At 58.1% G+C, this 17,118-nt stretch carries 14 protein-coding genes; 6 read left to right on the top strand and 8 right to left on the bottom strand.

What is annotated here, in order from left to right; all coding sequences use genetic code 11:
* Positions 1-37: 37 nt before the first annotated feature.
* Entirely contained in the window at positions 38-1,441 is a 1,404-nt protein-coding gene (locus IVB50_RS26875; protein ID WP_247298079.1) for a DUF4041 domain-containing protein, read from the bottom strand.
* Positions 1,442-1,931: 490 nt separating this feature from the next.
* On the opposite strand from IVB50_RS26875, the gene hxsA2 reads away from it, so the two are divergent.
* The 5 genes from hxsA2 to IVB50_RS26850 all read left to right on the top strand — a co-directional run bounded on the left by hxsA2 (position 1,932) and on the right by IVB50_RS26850 (position 6,572).
* Positions 1,932-2,213, top strand: a complete 282-nt coding sequence (gene hxsA2, locus IVB50_RS26870; RefSeq protein ID WP_247298077.1) for a His-Xaa-Ser repeat protein HxsA2 — start codon at positions 1,932-1,934, stop codon at positions 2,211-2,213.
* A complete protein-coding gene (locus IVB50_RS26865) occupies positions 2,188-2,541 on the top strand; it encodes a hypothetical protein (protein WP_247298074.1) in 354 nt (117 codons plus the stop codon). The genes hxsA2 and IVB50_RS26865 overlap by 26 nt, the downstream gene beginning before the upstream one ends.
* A 17-nt stretch (positions 2,542-2,558) precedes the next feature.
* Entirely contained in the window at positions 2,559-4,007 is a 1,449-nt protein-coding gene (gene hxsB, locus IVB50_RS26860; RefSeq protein WP_247298071.1) for a His-Xaa-Ser system radical SAM maturase HxsB, read from the top strand.
* Positions 4,004-5,182 carry a His-Xaa-Ser system radical SAM maturase HxsC gene (gene hxsC, locus IVB50_RS26855; RefSeq protein ID WP_247298069.1) on the top strand — a complete coding sequence of 393 codons (1,179 nt, stop codon included), beginning with the start codon at positions 4,004-4,006 and terminating at the stop codon, positions 5,180-5,182. Before hxsB ends, hxsC begins: the two co-directional genes overlap by 4 nt.
* A 211-nt stretch (positions 5,183-5,393) precedes the next feature.
* On the top strand, positions 5,394-6,572 hold the full coding sequence (locus IVB50_RS26850; protein WP_247298065.1) for an SIR2 family protein: 1,179 nt from the start codon (positions 5,394-5,396) through the stop codon (positions 6,570-6,572).
* A 54-nt stretch (positions 6,573-6,626) separates the two neighbouring features.
* Here the strand turns inward: IVB50_RS26850 and IVB50_RS26845 are convergent, their stop codons facing one another.
* Positions 6,627-6,941, bottom strand: a complete 315-nt coding sequence (locus IVB50_RS26845) for a hypothetical protein (protein ID WP_247298063.1) — start codon at positions 6,939-6,941, stop codon at positions 6,627-6,629.
* Between the two features lie 200 nt (positions 6,942-7,141).
* Between IVB50_RS26845 and IVB50_RS26840 the strand changes: the two genes are divergently transcribed.
* Positions 7,142-8,248, top strand: coding sequence for a DUF2235 domain-containing protein (locus IVB50_RS26840; protein ID WP_247298061.1), 1,107 nt, complete (start codon positions 7,142-7,144; stop codon positions 8,246-8,248).
* Here the strand turns inward: IVB50_RS26840 and IVB50_RS26835 are convergent.
* The 6 genes from IVB50_RS26835 to IVB50_RS26810 form a co-directional block, all read right to left on the bottom strand.
* Entirely contained in the window at positions 8,245-9,540 is a 1,296-nt protein-coding gene (locus IVB50_RS26835) for a hypothetical protein (protein WP_247298060.1), read from the bottom strand. The genes IVB50_RS26840 and IVB50_RS26835 overlap by 4 nt on opposite strands.
* 7 nt (positions 9,541-9,547) lie before the next feature.
* Positions 9,548-11,269, bottom strand: a complete 1,722-nt coding sequence (locus IVB50_RS26830; protein WP_247298058.1) for a hypothetical protein — start codon at positions 11,267-11,269, stop codon at positions 9,548-9,550.
* Positions 11,270-11,493: 224 nt separating this feature from the next.
* Positions 11,494-14,568 (bottom strand): DEAD/DEAH box helicase family protein, encoded by a 3,075-nt coding sequence (locus tag IVB50_RS26825; RefSeq protein WP_247298056.1) that lies wholly within the window; start codon positions 14,566-14,568, stop codon positions 11,494-11,496.
* Positions 14,569-14,817: 249 nt separating this feature from the next.
* A complete protein-coding gene (locus tag IVB50_RS26820; RefSeq protein WP_247298053.1) occupies positions 14,818-15,975 on the bottom strand; it encodes a hypothetical protein in 1,158 nt (385 codons plus the stop codon).
* Complete coding sequence (locus IVB50_RS26815; RefSeq protein WP_247298050.1) at positions 15,975-16,331, bottom strand: hypothetical protein; 357 nt, start codon at positions 16,329-16,331, stop codon at positions 15,975-15,977. Before IVB50_RS26815 ends, IVB50_RS26820 begins: the two co-directional genes overlap by 1 nt.
* Before the next feature lie 294 nt (positions 16,332-16,625).
* Entirely contained in the window at positions 16,626-16,802 is a 177-nt protein-coding gene (locus IVB50_RS26810) for a hypothetical protein (protein ID WP_247298047.1), read from the bottom strand.
* Between the last annotated feature and the right edge of the window lie 316 nt (positions 16,803-17,118).

The raw sequence follows: 17,118 nt of genomic DNA, 5'->3' as shown, positions 1-17,118 counted from the left end.
ATCCGGTCCCACGCTCGGAGCGGCTTGCGAGCTGCAATCATCGGCTCGTGCTATACTGCTCCTCGCCCGCTACTCGCAGGTTCAGCGTTTGCCTGTATTCGATAGCGTCGGCAGCCTCACGGAACTCCAGAAGTTCTCCAGCCAATTCGCACAGGAGTGCTTTGACGGCCGACGGGCGTGCGCGGAAAAATTCCCGCCGGCGATTTACCGCATTCACTCTCGAGCCCCCGAGGCGCTCATGCATGGCAGTCTCGATACCGACGGCGTCATTTGAGAAGAAGAGAGCGTGAACGTCGAAGTTGAAGGGCACCGATGCGTCACTCAGTTCGCGTACGCGCTCCATAGGATCGAGCCTCCGCGTCATTCCGACTTTGACCATTTCTTCCCCGAAGGAGCCGATGTTTGAGATGACGTACACGTATCCGGCCTTCGTATTGGCCGCCCGTGCCTCAACGCTCTCGATGGCGTTGTTCACCTCTGCTATCTGCGCACGCAGGCGCTGCATTGCATCTTGATCGCCCTTAGCCTCCAGCGCCTGAAAAGCATTCTCATAATGAAGCTTCTCTTTTTCCAGTTTCGCCCGCTCCCGCTCGATTTCTTGTTGAGCTTTCCGCTCTTCGCGCATGCGCTCGCGTTGCTGCCTCTCCTCCTCCTTTTCCTCTGACTGCTTCTGAAGAAAATCGGCAGTCAGGCGGAGCTCGTCAACACGCAATTGGAAGTAGGCCGGAGAGACCTGCAGCTGCATGGTCTTCCCAAGTTTGCGTATCGTTTCCTCAACCTTGCTTAAGCGGTCAATTGCGCTGTCGACCTTGTAGGGCTTAAGAGTGCGAACCAGATTGTCGGCCTCAGCATTGAATGCTCTCAGCATAAGCTTAGAGGCTTCACGGACCATCTTTTCACCTTCGGAGGCGGATCCGTTTACCTGCCAATTGGTGATTGCCAGGATCGCGCCACCATCCTTCTTAACTGCGGATTTGATGGCGTCTTGCAGTCGATTCAGCGCAGCTTGGTACGCTACAGCATCGGTAAGCGGATGGTTATATTCGTACACGCCAACTTCTTGAAGGAGTGCGATCTCTCGTGTCTCGACAATGGCGCGGCGTGTTTCAGCAAGTTCGGCTGCAATTGCGCGCTTTCCTGCCTCGGCTTGTGCCCGCTCCTCGCTTATCTGTGCAGTCAGGATCGCGACCTCGGCTTCAAGGTGCTTTCGGTGAGCTTCAATTTCCAAAAGGGAGGCCCCGCCAATTTGCTCCAGCTGCTTCACGGCTACTTCGTATCGATCTGTAATTTGGGTAACGAAGCCGCTTAACTCGCGGCAGCGCTGCAGGGCCTCATCGCGCTCTTGCTCTACTTGTTCGTTCTCCTTGACGAGCCTTTGAGCGTACTTGCGCGCTCCGAAAAAGGGGATGGCGGAACTTTCGCTGTTCTTCAGGAGTGACATGGAATTGGCCCTGGTCGGAAACTTCCAAATCTTAAGCCAATGGCATTAATGCCGGGTTGTAACTGGAGATGGGGGGTGCGATCCCGTGGCAGTCGTTCAAGGCAAAAGGACTTCCCAAATGGCGGGGGACAGCTTCCCCATTCAATCCGGCTTGTTAAGTGTCGGTGTGACATGGCTCACTGGCCGACTTCTTGCATAACAGCTCATACGGGATGGCCAAGAAAGTATCTCGCTCTCCGCTTCGCATGGCCAAAGCCGGCTTGAACGGTGCCGATGGAGCCGACTGCGGCGCCCAGAGGCGCTTCCTTGACGCACAAGCCACTTGCGACAGAGACTGCCTGCCCGGCGTCCGCCGAAACCTGACCCGGGACGATCTTGACCTAGGGTAGACTAAAATCGGGTGATAATGGGCAATGGAGCTGTAGACTAAGTGCCCTCGGAAGTTGTATTAACCCAGTTCTTCAGATGAATCAGACCGGGGCTGGCGGATATGACTGAGAAATCAAAAGTTGTGCTTTCGCTTGGCGCGGCACTCGCATCGCTCACCGGAATGTCGGTTCAGGGCGCTGAGGCCAAGACCGCAGTTGCCAACGATACGACCGCGGTAGCGTCCGAAAACACCGGCACTAAGCCTAAGGCAAATGCCTACTATCAGGCGGGGGAAGACCTTCTCGGGTTCGTGATGACGAAGCAGGCCGACGGCACCATCGTCGCGGGACATAGCTCCCACGCGTCGCATGCTTCTCATGCCTCTCATGCATCCAGCCGCTAAGTTTCCTCCGGCGCCTCAGGTCGCTGTCGATTTCGATGCGAGCATCCAAAGCCTGAGCGCTTTGGATGCGGCAGCCTATCGACTCATTGGGTCGGCGACCTGCCAGGTTGACCGGGCAGGCGACCGCTATATTTGCCGCTTAGTTTCTTCTGGCAATCCGCAAAAAGGAGCTGTGCTTAGTTCGGACGAACTGAAGGAGCGGTTTCTGTACCTTGTCGCCGACGAAAACTTGCGGATTCGCATCGCTGAAAAAACCGAAGGCGTTCGGAACGTCATCCTCGCGCTTGCCTTCGGGGCCTTGGCCACTAACCAAAATGATGCCGGATAGAAGCCGGCCGGAGGACCATGGCGCGGTTTTTATCTCCTGAGAAGTTCAGAGCGAAAACTGAAGATCTATCGTTGTTGCCGTTCAATTTTGAGCGCACCGGAGCAAACCAGTATCTCCTCGCCAACATGGTCGGCGATTTCACCCGCCTGACGGAGGATGAACTGACCAGGCTGGTCGACCTTCGGGTCCGACCCGGCGACGGCCTCTACGAAAAGGCCTATGCCGCTCATCTGGTCACCGGAGCGAGCCAGAAGGCGCAACGGCAGCTTTTGGCCGCCCGGCTCAGGAGCCGGATGTCGTTCCTGCAGCAGACGACCCCGCTTCATATTTTCGTCGTGACGCTGCGGTGCGAACACTCTTGCCCATATTGCCAGGTCTCGCGTCAAAGTACCGACCGCTCACGCTTCGACATGAGCGAAGAAACCGCGATGCGTGCGCTCGACATCGCGTTCGCCAGCCCGACGGCACGGATCAAAATCGAGTTCCAAGGTGGGGAGCCACTTCTCAATTTTCCGCTGATCAGGAAGATTGTTGCCGCTGCGAAGCAACGATCCGGCAAAAAGCTCGACTTCGTGATCGCGTCGAACTTGGCGTTATTGGATGACGCCGTTCTTGAGTTTTGTAGAGCGAACAACGTCCTGCTCTCCACCTCCCTGGACGGTCCCGCCGATCTACACAACAAGAACCGTCCCCGACCCGGTGCAAACAGTCATGAACTAGCTGTTGCTGGAATCCGGCGAGCCAGGGAGGTTTTAGGTCCCGACATGATCGGGGCCTTGATGACTACTACAGAGGCGAGCCTCGACCGCGTCGATGAAATCATCGACGAATATCTCCAACTGGGGTTGGATGGCATCTTCCTGCGCCCGCTTTCTCCGTTCGGTTTTGCGATCAAAACGAAGCAGTTCGCCAAGTACGACGCGCAGAAGTGGCTGGCGTTCTATGAGCGAGGATTACGCCGCGTCCTGGAAATCAACCGACAGGGCACCCCGTTCCGGGAGTTCTATGCGGCGCTGCTTCTCACACGCATGCTCTCGGACAGGCCCATCGGCTACGTTGATTTGCGCAGCCCCGCGGGCGCCGGCCTTGGCGCCCTAGTCTACAACTATGATGGCAGTGTTTTCGCATCGGATGAAGGCAGGATGCTCGCCGAGACCGGTGACGACGCTTTCAGGCTCGGTCATGTCGAACGTGACAGTTACAATTCTCTCATCCTGTCGGATAAGCTGATCGGCGCGATTTCGTCATCGCTCACGCAGTGCGCGCCCGAATGCTCGACCTGCGTGTACGAGAGCCACTGCGGGGCGGACCCGGTCTATCATCACGCGACGCAGGGTGACGCCCTGGGAATCAAGCCTCTGTCGGCATTTTGCGCTCGGCAAAAAGGCATCATGGGGCTGCTGTTGGACATTCTGGAGAGTTGTCCGGAAGATGCTGCCATCTTGCGGCGATGGGCCGCTGCATGACCCTCCCTCTCTATGGCATAGCCTCGCAGAGCGATGGATTTTCATCGAACAAGACCCGATCAGCCCTCAGGCTCCGGTCGATCGACAGCAATGCCGAACGTCACGTGGCTGATTTCGCAATCGCCAGAACGCCGGACGAAGTCCAACGCGCGATAGAAGCCGATTGGCCATCCATCCTTGTCATCTCTGACAGCCCGATCGATCTACCCGGCACGTTCAAAGGACGGCTCGTCGCGGTCTCCCCGAGATATGACCATCTCGCGGACGGAGACATCATCGGGTTCGATCATGTATCGAGGAAATTCCGTACGCTGTATCGCCGGAAGTCGGCGCACAACTCGTTTCTTGTCACGGAACGGTGCAACAATTATTGCCTGATGTGCTCGCAACCACCTAAAAATGTCGATGACCGGTGGATCCTCGGCGAAATCAAAGAAAGCCTGCCGCTCGTCGACGCCGCGACCCCCGCGCTGACATTCACCGGCGGAGAGACGCTGTCGGATTGGGAAGACTTCATCGCCGTCCTGAAGGAGTGCCGCGATCGGCTGCCGGCAACCGCCATACAGGTGCTGACCAACGGCCGGGCGTTCGCCGACTCGCGGATCGTCGACGCCTGGAAAGAGATCGGCCACCCGAACTTGATGGCGGCCATTCCGGTCTATGCCGCCGTCGATCATGTCCATGATCACGTGGTGCAGGCCGAGGGCGCATTCGACGAGACAATCCTAGGCATCCTAAAGCTCAAGGACCGAAGACAACGCGTGGAAATCCGCGTCGTCCTGCATGCATTGACCGCGCCCATCATTGAGGACACGGGCCGGTGGCTTGCCCGCAATCTGCCGTTCGTCGATCACGTCGCGTTCATGGGCCTCGAAAACACGGGCTTTGCCATCGCGAACGATGCCATGCTTTGGATGGATCCGGTGGACTATGGCGCTGGGCTCGCAAGAGCCGTCGATCACTTGAGTGCCGCTGGCGTCAACGTATCGGTGTACAACCTTCCCAAGTGTGTTCTTCCAAAGTCTGTTTGGCCGCGCGCGCTCCAGTCGATCTCGGATTGGAAAAACGGCTTCGTGGAAGAATGCGATCGTTGCGACGAAAAGAACGCTTGCAGCGGCTTTTTCACAACCGGGCGACCACGCTTCAGCCGGGGAATACGCGCGATCACTTCCTAGCAAAGCGGCCGGACTGTTGTCCGACTCCAGATACAGAAGAGCACGCAATGAGATTAGCAACGGTTTCATCCCAGCTGTTGCTAAATGCGGTGTCTCTGTCGCTCCAATTTTCGCAAGGACTGTCAGAGTAGCATGCTCCTCGCAGAGGCCATTGCCGTGACGGTTGAGAGCAAAAATTGATCCGAAAAAATATCCAACGGTCTCAAGAATCATGACTTCGAAATCCATTTCTCCGGCCGTGCAGGCCTTCATGGAGTGCGTACGGCACTTTAGCTACCAACAGGGGCCAGAGCCTCAAGACAAAGCCCTTACTAACTTCACGTTCTTTGCGGGGGCGGGGTTCTCGAAGTCCTGGGATCCGAAAGCCCCAATCGGATCTGAGCTATTTACGCTCAAGCCGAAAATTATAGAGCGAGTGGCCAATATGGGGGCGCTTGATCGGATGTTCGGGCTAGATCCCCTTCGCGAAATCACTCCTGAACGACTGCGGCAGATCATCTATCGGATGGATATGTATGATCGTTATCCAGACGTTCGCTCGAGGTACGTAGACGAGCAGAATATTAAGATGTTTCGAGGCGCTCTACGCGCTGCCGTCCTCGATCGTTATGACGCGATCACAAAGCTCAACTATTTCGACGGGGAGGTTCAAAAATTTCCCCTGAAAGCACCGACGAAGCCCCAGCAAGATGTGCTGGCATTCTTTCGCTATCTTTTCGACCGAATTGACGGGTCTCAGCCGTTTGTTGAGGGGATCCGCACTCACTTCGTCACGACGAACTACGACTACGTGATAGAAACTATTCTGGACAACACGTTAGGTCCGGATGATTCACTGTTTCTGTACACATACAGGGGCTTTACCCCAATCGACATTGTGAACGAAGCCAATATCGTTCCCGTGCATGAGCACTGGCTGGTGCGTCATCTTCTGAAGATTAATGGGGGCTTCGAAATCCTTAGACGAGGCAACGAATATGTCCTCGATTACAACGAAAGATCGCCAGAGCAAGTGATGCGTGATCCGCCTGTGTTGATGCTGGCCTCGAGAGAGCAGGACTATTCTGACCCCTATTTTAGAGCGGTTTTTCCTAAGGCCGTGCGGCTCCTGCACGAAACGACCGTACTAATCATTGTGGGCTACAGTCTGCCACCGGATGATGCCTTGCTTCGGTTCGTTATTCGTCAGTTCGCGGAGGAAGCCGAGGACGGGCGTGAAAAGATCATTTTTTACATAGGCCCGGGCGCAGATGAAGACAAGAAAGCGGTCATCGAAGAAGTTTTCCCGTCCCGGGGAACTGTTGGGGTGCCACTTCTGCAGACCTACAACAGCGGCTTCGATCAATTTGCGGCTGAGTGTGTCCAGCTGATCTCAGCCGATGGAAAGTGAAGAACGGGCCGACTTCTTCCATAACAACTGACGTGCGAATTCGCCCGGTCGAACTCAAGGCTTTACGAAGTTGAGCACGAATTCGTCCTTCGGTTGCGGAGGATCGGGCGTATTCTTGTCCCCTGGGATCGTTCGGGTTACGGAGGAAATCCCTGCGTCGATCAGCTTAAATCCGGCCGCTTCAATTTCCTGCCGAAGAAACGCTTCTTCGACGCGATGCAAGGTGCCGGATTCAGAGATGCCGGAACCGGGTCGCCCCGAATGGTCAGCAATTAAATAGGGAGCTCTTGGCTTGAGCGCGCGAAACACTGCTTTGTTCATGGCCGCGCGATCGACGCCGAGATGTCCGAGGTCGTGATAGTTGAACATCAAGGTCGCGAGGTCGAGGCGCTCTAACTCCAGCTCGGATGGAACGGGGTCTTACTTTCGGAACAGAACCAACACTGCGTCGATTTCAATGTGTCAAACCCCGGGAAACCCTGGGGCGGAGCAACATCAAAGAAGTGTACATAAGGCCAAGGGCAATTACGCTCGTGCAGACGCTGATTGGCCATTAGGGAGACCTCGAAATGAGCCGAAACATTGTGCTTTGCTGCGATGGCACAGCGAACGAGTTCGCAAGCGATCGCACGAACGTGGTGAAGCTCTACTACGCGCTCGTCCAGGATCCTGCCAAGCAAATCGTATCCTATCATCCCGGTCTCGGCACAATGGAAGCGCCGGGCGCGCTGCTCGGATTCACCAAAACGATTACCAAATGGGCCGGACTCGCCTTCGGCGCCGGCCTCGAACGCGACATCGGAGATGCGTACGTATTCCTGATGAATAACTTCGAGAAAGGCGACCGCGTGTACATGTTCGGGTTCAGCAGAGGGGCCTATACGGTCCGCGCAGTAGCTTCCTTATTGAAGATGTACGGTCTGCTGCCTAAAGGAAGCGAGCCCTTCGTACCCTACGCGGTCCGGATGCTCCACGCGGTAAATTCCGCGAAGGAAAAGAGTGACCGCGACGCGAGCTTCGATCTTGCATCGGAATTCCGGGAGACATTCGACAGAGCAGGAAAATGTCGGCCCCACTTCGTCGGCGTGTGGGATACCGTGAGTTCAGTAGGCTGGGTGGAGAACCAGTTGCGTCTGCCCTACAGCGCGAGCAATCCGGAAATCGCCCACGGACGGCATGCCATCGCGCTCGACGAGCGACGGGCATTCTTCCGTTCGAATTTGTGGTGGCCGGCCCGTACCCTGGAGGAAACAGGTCCGAAAGACATGAAGCAGATTTGGTTTCCCGGCGTCCATTGCGATGTCGGCGGCGGATATCCCGAATGCCAGAGCGCACTGTCAAAAGTCCCGCTCAAATGGATGATGGACGAGGTGGCCGGCCTGCAACTCGTTTTCGACGAGGAGCGGCGTGCAACCGTGCTAGGCGACCGGGGCGGGAAATATGTGAAGCCTGACGGCACCGCGCCCGCGCACGAGTCCCTCGCCGGATGGTGGTGGCCCGCAGAATTTCTGCTGAAGCGGCACTACGATCGCGATAGCGGTATCGAGGGTCGAAAAATGAACCTGGGACGAAAACGCACGATCCCGCCGGCACCGTCTATACACCGTTCGGCTTACGAACGCGGCAAGGAATATGCGAGCAAACTGCCGAAAGACGCCGTGATCGTGGACGGCTAAGAAAAAGTCACCTCGGTCTCGTGATAGAAGTCACTGCCTTCGAGCTGCTGCGTGGAGAAGAACTCCGACTGCGTCTTTAGCGCGCTCACGAGCGTCCCTCGAGGGACTTCCGTATGGCTTTCTTCGCTACCATGCTTGTGTTCCATCGTCGACATCAGCGTGCGCAGTCGCGTCTTGTCGCCGTGCACCTTCGACTTCTTGCGGAAGCCCTCCCAAAGTGTCTTTGGCGTCGCGTTGAGGCTGCCGTGATGTCCGACCTTATAGACATCAACCGCAGCAAGCAGCTTCCTATTTTCGGCCTTGTCCAATGCATACTGCCAATTCTCAATCTGTGCGTCACCGGGGAACAGAAGGCTGGCCTTGCCCACGCGCATCAGCAAAATGACGCTGGTATTGTTCATGGCCTTATCGAGCATCCGCACGATTTGAAGCAGATTGTCGCCACGAATATTGCGAGCATGGTAGACGAGCCATCTGGCCTCGACAGGGAATTTCGGCCCGCTGCTGCGGACGTGCCTGGGAAACAGAACCTGGCCCCCCGCGCCTTCGGCCGTCGAGGCAGCGCTCATCGCGCGCGCCTGCAATTGCCAAAACTCATTTGGATCTCTTGCGCGCTGCTTCTTAATCGTCGCTGTCTGCTTCACCGTGGGTGGTCCGAGCACGTCGATCTGCACTCCGAGCAACGACCCTAGCGAAGTCTTCTTCCCGGCGTAGACGTACTCCGTCTTCTTTCCCATGGTCATCAAGTTCTTGACGGCGCCGGGATTGTTGATGTTGCTCTCGCCCAGGAAGTAGAACTGGCTGCGCAATTCCTTGCTGAAGTATCGCGTTGCCTTGGTCTGAACGATCGTCTGTTCCGCAACAGCCTGCATGGAGGAAAGCATGGCAATGCGCTTCTTCTCGCCTGCCGCTGCCTGAGCGGTAGGGCCCGTAGCATTCACGCCCAGGTCGGGATCCTCCGTCCAAGGCTGCACCACCAGATCCGGCTTCAGCGACCGGATCACATCGCCCGTCCCCTTGCCGCCCTTCTTGGTCTCGAATCCGGAAATGTGATCCTTGTGCCGGTGGGTGGCCACCACCGCATGCAGCTTGCCGCCCGTCCGCTTCCTGATGTCTTCCGCGATATCCATCATCCGTGTCTTCGGAGTCTTCGGCGGCAGTCCCGTCGAACCATAGTCGATGAGCACATGCCGTTCCGGACCATTCACGTACGCGAAACTCAACAGAAAGCAATCGCCGAAGCCCACGTGGTACGTGCGAATTTTCAGGCTTTTGGGTGCAGATCGGGCCATGTGATCCTCAATCCGTTGCCCTGGCGAGGTGAAGTTCGGCAAAGTGTGACTTGCCGTCGGACTGTTGCTCGAAATACCCGGTCTCCCAGAGATATCGGAGCCGGGCCGTCTGTCTCTTCGAATCCTCGATCCGGTTCCTGATCTGGTATTTCAGTTGACCGTACTCGTTGAAGATCAAGGCGCCGCCCCCGAATATGCGGACGCGCTTCCATGCGGGCATGTCCTTGGGCGGTTCGATATCCAGCGCCTGCTTCAGTTCACCGACCTCGAGAGTCATGATCTGAACGTATTCCGCCACCGTTTCGCGCAAGATGAAGCCATCAGGGCCGATACGAAAGCTCGGCCGGACCGTTTCGACTTCGACGTACCCTTCACGGACGATGTCGAGCGCTTCCCGGTTCTCCCAAAGAAAGCGAAAGACCTCTTCCTTGTCGCGCAACATCGAATCGAAATGAGTACGGCTGTAGACGAGATCGAGATCGCATCGACGCCAGGTTCCATCCTTGTCGGCATGGTCATCCGGCCGAATGCCATAGGCCGCAAAGCGCTTCAGCAGCGTTTCGCGGTAATTGAACCTCGTGTCGTCCGGCACCACCTCGCGATCGATCGTCAGCAGTGCGGAAAGATAGTCGGAGAAACGAATATCCGTCGGTGGGCAGTAGTCGAGCGCGCGAATCGACATCGTGAGCAGATGCTCCGCGACCGCGGCCCCCTCGTCGATCACCAAGCTACGATCCCGTTTTTTGGCCTGGATGAACCCGACGCGGTCCAAACGCTTCAGCCATATATCTAGGAATGAGTTCATCATCGCTGCTACCAGGAGCTCACCTCGTCTGTGAGGCTCCTGGAATTCCGGCATCGACGAGTAGTCCTTCCCCGGGGTGAGTTCGACGGAGCGGCGCAACGCCCTACCGCGAACATTCGACAGTTCCTGCCCCATCTGCTTGGCGAGGCCGAAAAGGACGGATTCCCTAAGCACCTTCGGTTCGAGAAATGTCTGGTCGATGAGACGCGCGCCGCCGGTATCGCCGTCGATTAACCTGCCCACGATGTCCTTGAGAGAGAATACCGAAAGCAACGCCACCACATCGGCAAATCCTTCGTGGAATGCCGCCTGATCCGGAGACGAGGGTTCGAGATAACGCCCACGCAGCCCGTCCAACAGGGCGTGCGTCGTCTCATGAGCGACGACGTCGTGAGAAAGGCACGCAAACACCGGCTTGCCGTTCGAGCCATTAAAATAACCGAAGAAGAGGCCGCGGTCCTCCTTGGAATAGAACGCGTTCGCGTCGGCAAAGGCGTGCGGCGCAATGTGAAGCTGGTGGCCCTCACATCCCCATGGAACGCGCCGGCCGAGAGCAAACTCGAAACGGGCCAGAATGCGCATGGATATCGCATAGGTATTCTGACTATGAAAACGAGGGTCCGACAAGAGCGCTTCGTTGTGCGCTGCCGCCGTCTTGTCGGGCGTCTTCCGCCTGAATGGATCGGTATAACTGTTATTATCATTTAGAAGATAGCTGGCAGGCTCATACAGAACGTTGCCGGTCGAGTCATAGTCGATCACGTTCACCCGATAACCGCACGGGCCGGGAAGAATCTCCTCCGCCGGAATCTCCACCTCCGCGGTCAAGATCCTCCCGTTGACGCGGATCGAGGGATCTTGTGCGATGATGGTCAACTTTTGGGTCGTCGGCAGGCTATGGCGCGAGCCGCGGCGGTTCTTCATTCCGATGCCCGTTCAATGAGTGTAGCAATGTGCGCTTCAGTGGTAGCAGAGATAGTCGCGTCAAGCGGGGCCAGATACCACTAGGGAAATCCCTAGTTTCGGCTCGCACCTGCCGCATCCGGTCCCAGGGTCCGCGATCTCGCTTCTTTATGAGGAGGCGAGTGAATGCTGTCGCCATTCAAGAACGAGAAGTCGCCTCGCAAACGAGGGGTCTGCTCAATCCTTCAGATCGCGCAGAAGATCTTGAGGTTGACTCCGACCGACTGGCAAGCTGAGTACATCGAAATGACGAGATGATAGAACTGAAGAACATGCGCCTTGGGCGGTGTAGACTTGAACTCCCGTTCCAGCGCCGCTTTTGAGAGCATTCCGCCCGCGCAAACCAGCCAAATGTCCCGCTCAGCGCCGGGATTTCGTTTAACGTCCGCGAGCATCCTGCGGAATGCGGCCGAGGATGGGCCGGCCCGCCGCCTCGGGACCGTATCGGTCTTCTTCGCCTTCCCCTTGCCTTCACTGAGCCGCCATGACTGATCGAACTTGTTCAATCCGCCTGGAAGGTCATCGCCGTCGCTTTTTAAAAAGGCCAGGTTCTTCACCCCCTGAGCACACACATCGTAAAAGGCGGAAGCCGAGACCGAGGGATCTCCGGCTCTGTGCTTGGCCACCACGAACGCGACACGCGCGCTCGAGGGACGGCCGTCGACACCAATGAAATCTCCGCCTTCCGTCCCGAAATCGTCGCATACCAAGGCGGGAAACGGCGCTCCAAACTCACGTGTCCCGCCCGCTTTCCGCAGCGCGTCGTCGATCAGGCGGAAGAGCGAGCCACGGCGCCACGTATTGAACGCCCCACCGCGCGGCGAGCCTTTTTCCGACGTGACGGCGCCGAGGCCAGGCACGGGCACGACGAGATCTAGGACCAGGCGTCCGGGTCCGGTCGGTTTCGCGAGGTCGAGATCAAGCGCATAGAATGCGCCATTCACGTACGCATGTTGCAGAGCGGCGGTTATGACACGGAACGGCTGCAACTGGTTGAGCCTTTTCGCGAGCGAAATCTTTGCTTCGGCCTTGGACTTAACCCCACTGAGTGCCGGTGATGTCAGCCAGTACTTCTTCTTTTTGGCCTCCCACTTGATCCACACCTTCACGTCCGTGCCATCGATCTTCAAGATAAACCGAAAAGGCGCCGGTGCCGATTTGCTGTCGTCGCGCTCGATATCTACGCAAAGTCCGTCGGCGTCGAATTGGGCCGCTCCAGTGCCTGCCGAACTGTTGAACTGCCCGGAGAGCTCCAACATGTCCACGAGGATGTTGACGGGCGTCGTGTCGGCCGGCGTGTCCGTCGGGGTCGCGAAACGAGACAAGATCGGCGAAGCCGGCGGCGCGGCAGCCAGCCCGACGTCGACCTCGGCGCACCAGTCCATGAACTCCGAGACGCTGAGTTCATTGCCCGCACCGTCCCTGACCCGGCTGCGCGAGAAACCCACCGTTCGTCTGATCCCCTGCGTCCAGCCCGTGGCGCGAGTAACGACGTTCATGTGCTCACCCATGAACATGCCGGCTCGTTCAAGCGATCGCGCCGACAACGTCCGCGCCCTGAGCGCCGACGGACCGAGGTCGGTATTCTTCACGGCAAGAAATGAGACTGAATTGTCCGCATGGTCGGGAAGCAATGATCGAAGATTGATGGGCCGCGCGCGGCTGCCGATACCGTTCAGTTCGTCGATCCACAGACCGGCGCTATCGTAAAAATATAGGCGCCTGCCGACGAGAGCATAGATTGTCACCTCAAGCGACGCAGTCTGAAACAGCGCTTTCGCGAGAAAGGGCGATTGGTTCAGTCGCATCGTGACGTGGTAGCGGCATGCTCCGCCCGCTATCCCGCGGGTCTGATGCTGGAAGCGGTCTTCTGCGTCGAGTTCCGCGGTAACCTCGGCCTGGAACCGATCCATCCCAAACGAATCCGCGACGTCGTAAACGATCGCCGCCCTGGGAAACCGAAGGTCGTCCGAGATGTTGTCGTCGTCGAGGTCGATCCTGGTCCGAAAGCGACCTTCGATGTAGTCAATCTCAGGAAGCGCGGAAACGAGGCCACGCAACACATCTGCGCCATTGCGCAGCGGCGGCTTTCCGCCGTTACTTACGCAGGCCCGGTCATAATCCAGGAAACTATGCCAGTCACGCGCGGTCCCGTCCGACAGTCTCGTGAGTACGCGCGCGTCCGGCATCTTCGTGCCGATCGGCGCGGATTGGCGCGTCAGCCGGCCGATCTGCTGCACCAGCATTCTCGTATTACCGAATGGCTCAAAGATCGCAAGCAAGGCACACTTGGGATCGTCTATGCCCTCGACCAGCATGAACTGATGAATCAGAAATCTCTCGGATCGCTTTTTTAGGTCCGAGGGAACTTCGTTACGCTGAAACGCTCCCTTGTCGCCCGCCGCGCTAAAGTTGTTGTGCACGGCCATGACGCCGTCGCCGCGGCCAGCAAGGGCGCCCCTGAAGGCCTCGAAGAGATCGATGACCGTGTCTTCGCTTCCGCCGCGTACGATTACCTTGTGATCCGGCGCCAGTTCGCCGGATCGGACAAGGCGGTCACTTGCCGCAATGATCTGCGCAGCGAATGTCCGGGCATCGTCGGACAAGTTTACTATTTCAATCGTGACTCCGCGAATGAGGCAATCCTCGACCGCCCGCTCGAACGAGAGGAAATGAATCTGAGCGTCGTCGACGTTGAATATCTTCAGGTCGCCGCGAAATGGCGTGGCGCTGAACAAGACGGTTGGAACGTTGAACTCGCGCACCACCGCTGCCCAGAGCGGCGCCGGCTCCCGGTGCCCCTCATCGAAGATGACGGTGCCGATCCGACCTTTGAACCGTCCTATTTCGCCTGCCGCATGAATTTGCTGGATGGCCTGGATCGTCGCAACGATGATGACGCTGCCCGCCGATTTGAGCAGCGTCGTCTCAAGCACATCTACCGAGCCCGGAAGAGCCTGGATCACCGCATCGGGTCGCCACTCTGCCGGAGCGCCGATGGTGTCCCAAAAGCGGCCGGAAAACTCCGTCATCAACTGCGCGACAAGCGCGGCCGAGGGGCAGACGACGAGCACCGGGGCCGTGGCCGCCCGCCGCATTCCGAGCACGGCCATCACGCCGGTCTTGCCGGTGCCGGTCGGCATATGAATCAAAGCACCGCGCTTGCTGCCGGACGCGAAGTATCTCTCGCCGGCGATCACGGCGTCCTGTTGATGTTGCCAAAGCCGTAGCTGTAAGAAATCAGAGATCACCTTCGCCACCCACTCTCGCATCAACTCGCAATGTCCGGGCGATCTAGCCCGCTGTGTCCAGAGGCCATCAGCAAGAGCAACGCGTGTCGGTCCTCCCGCACGGGCATAAACGATGCCGGGTGCGAAAGGCGTTGCGGTCTGCAGATTACCCGTCGTGAAGACAACATTCGCGCAGGATCGAGGCTGCAGATACACGTCGGCGCGTCTACGGCCGCGGTCAAGCGATCCATCGACGTCACGTTTAAGATGGAGCGAGACCTAGATCTTGCCCGACAGGCCGATCCGGTAGATGTCCGCAAATGCCCCCGTGTCCTCATCGCGGCCCCGTTTGTAGGTAAAGGCTACGGCGAGATGACCTGCCGCGTCGATATTGTATGTAAGCGCCGCCTGCAGCCAGTCGATCGGCTTGCCGGAATAGGTTTCGTAAGCCCAATGGTAGGCCAGAGATCCGTTCAGCTTGGAGAGAAAATTGGTGCCAGCGGTCTCGGGGAAGACGAACAGCGAGACCTGAGGTCCGACCCGAAAAGCCTGATTTCTCCCGTTGAAATCGAGAACGTTGGTTCCTCCGGTGATCTGGGAGTATTGAACCAGCAATTCGGGGTCGAAACGCAGCGAGATAGGAAGCCCCAACGGCTGTATGATCGGCCGTTGGAAGTAGAGCGGGAAGTAGACCGGAATGAACTCTGCGGTGATGTTGGCGGAGGTCGTGCCCTTGATGTTGTTTTCAACCTGGCCGCCGCGGAAGCGGACGTAGTTGGCTCCGCCATCCGTCACCCACCCGAACTCGGCCGCGACGCCGTAGGCCAGCTTGTCGATGTCGGATCCCATGAGCGCGGTGGACGAATTGAAGCTTCGGTGGGAGGTCACGTAGGTGGCAAATGTCTTGTAGTACGGTATCCACCATTCATCCGGATCGGATGTCGCCGACGTGTAGACCAGAGCCGCAGTGCCATCCACCGACCAAATGCGGTTCTTATTGAGCCGATCGTCGGTGAAAGCCACTTCCGCACCTACTGCGTCCGCCGCTTCCTTCGGACATTCGAGGAAACCGATGTCCTTCCAGTCCTGCCGGAGCAAAAACTTGAACCCAGCACAGGGACTGAATTCCTGCGTCTTCCGCTTCAACGGCAATTCCTCTCGCGGACGCTCCTGCTTGCGCACTAGTTCCGAAAATACATCCCTATGGACGATCCGTTCGCGCGGTCGGGCCGAGGGAACGGCTCCCCAGGCATCCTTCGGACCTCCCGTCGGGTTCGTGCCGAGCATGCCTGCCGCTTGGACGCGCTTTTCGGGATCCTCACCGATCTTTCGGAGTATCGCCTTCTCCGCCGCAGTGAGCTCCGACGAATGCGCATGCCCCATTGCGGCCAGCAGGAGAAAGCCCGCCGCGATTCCCGCCTTCGATCGAAATCCCATCACAATCCTCCAGGATTCGCTTTTTTCATGAGGTCGAGAACGCAGCCCACCGTGTCGCACATTTGCACCTGAGCGGTCTGAACCGGCACGCCCGCCTGCTTGATCTGTGCGGCTAGGCCCGCAAGGGCGTACCTGCTGTAGGGAGGGTCGAGTTTGCGGTCGCGCGGCCAGTGCGTCCCGGTGCATTCATCGAAGATCGCGCGATTGGTTCGTCCTGCCAAGCCGAACAGCCTCTTGCGGCCCGGAGCCACGGACCTCTTCGGGGCCGCGGCCTGCGCCTTCGATCCCGCCCGCTTCTTGCCGGCAGCATCCCTTCGGACCTTCATGGTCTTCGCGGACTTAGACTTGCGCGCCATTTTCGCTCTCCTCGATCTGGCTGCAACGACATCACGCAGGAGCGTCGAGCCTCCTCAAAGTTGCGCCAAGTCGCGGGCACGCGCGACTAGGGATATCCCTAGCCTCTTCCGGGCGACGGCTCGCATTTCAGCGAGCGACAGCGCGATCATGCGCTTCCGGATGGTCGCCTCGATCGTGAGGCGGTCGCATCGAGAAAACCACTTGCGCCTTCAGCCTAACGACCTGCGGCGATCAGCCAATGCCTCACAAACGGCGGCATATCCGGGAGACGGATCGCCAGGCGTAGCCGGACGTTAGGTCTTTGCTCCGCCCTCATCGTTCAGAACGACCAAGCCGACCGACGCGTTGTCGAGTAAGCCGAGGGCGCGAAGCGCGTCGCCCGGGATCCTGTCCTCGACGGGCGGCGCGAGGACAATGCAGAAGGCCGGCAGATATCGGGCCGGCAGGAGCGACTTCGCCAGATCGGCCAACGGATCTTCGGAGAATATGGGCTCGAAGTACAGGTCGCACCCTCCCAGGATATCTCTTCCGCCGCGACGATCTCGTATCCCAGCGTCCGGAAATACCTCAGGGAAGGGCGCCGGCGCCGTGAAGCATCGTTGTTGTCCCGCTTATCGTCTTTGAAAGCGTCCAAAGCCTCAACGTCTCCGCTGTGTTATCAAACACCGCGGGCGCTTCTCGCCTGGCGAGCTATCGCCGAAAGTTGGTGACGGCGAGAATCGGAAAGGCGGCATATCGTGGGGGTGCTTGACGCCTCCACTTCTCCACCGAAGGAGCGATATGCCG

This window comes from Bradyrhizobium sp. 87, assembly GCF_023073015.1.
GTDB lineage: Bacteria > Pseudomonadota > Alphaproteobacteria > Rhizobiales > Xanthobacteraceae > Bradyrhizobium > Bradyrhizobium canariense_D.
This window is presented reverse-complemented; position numbering and strand designations above follow the sequence as displayed.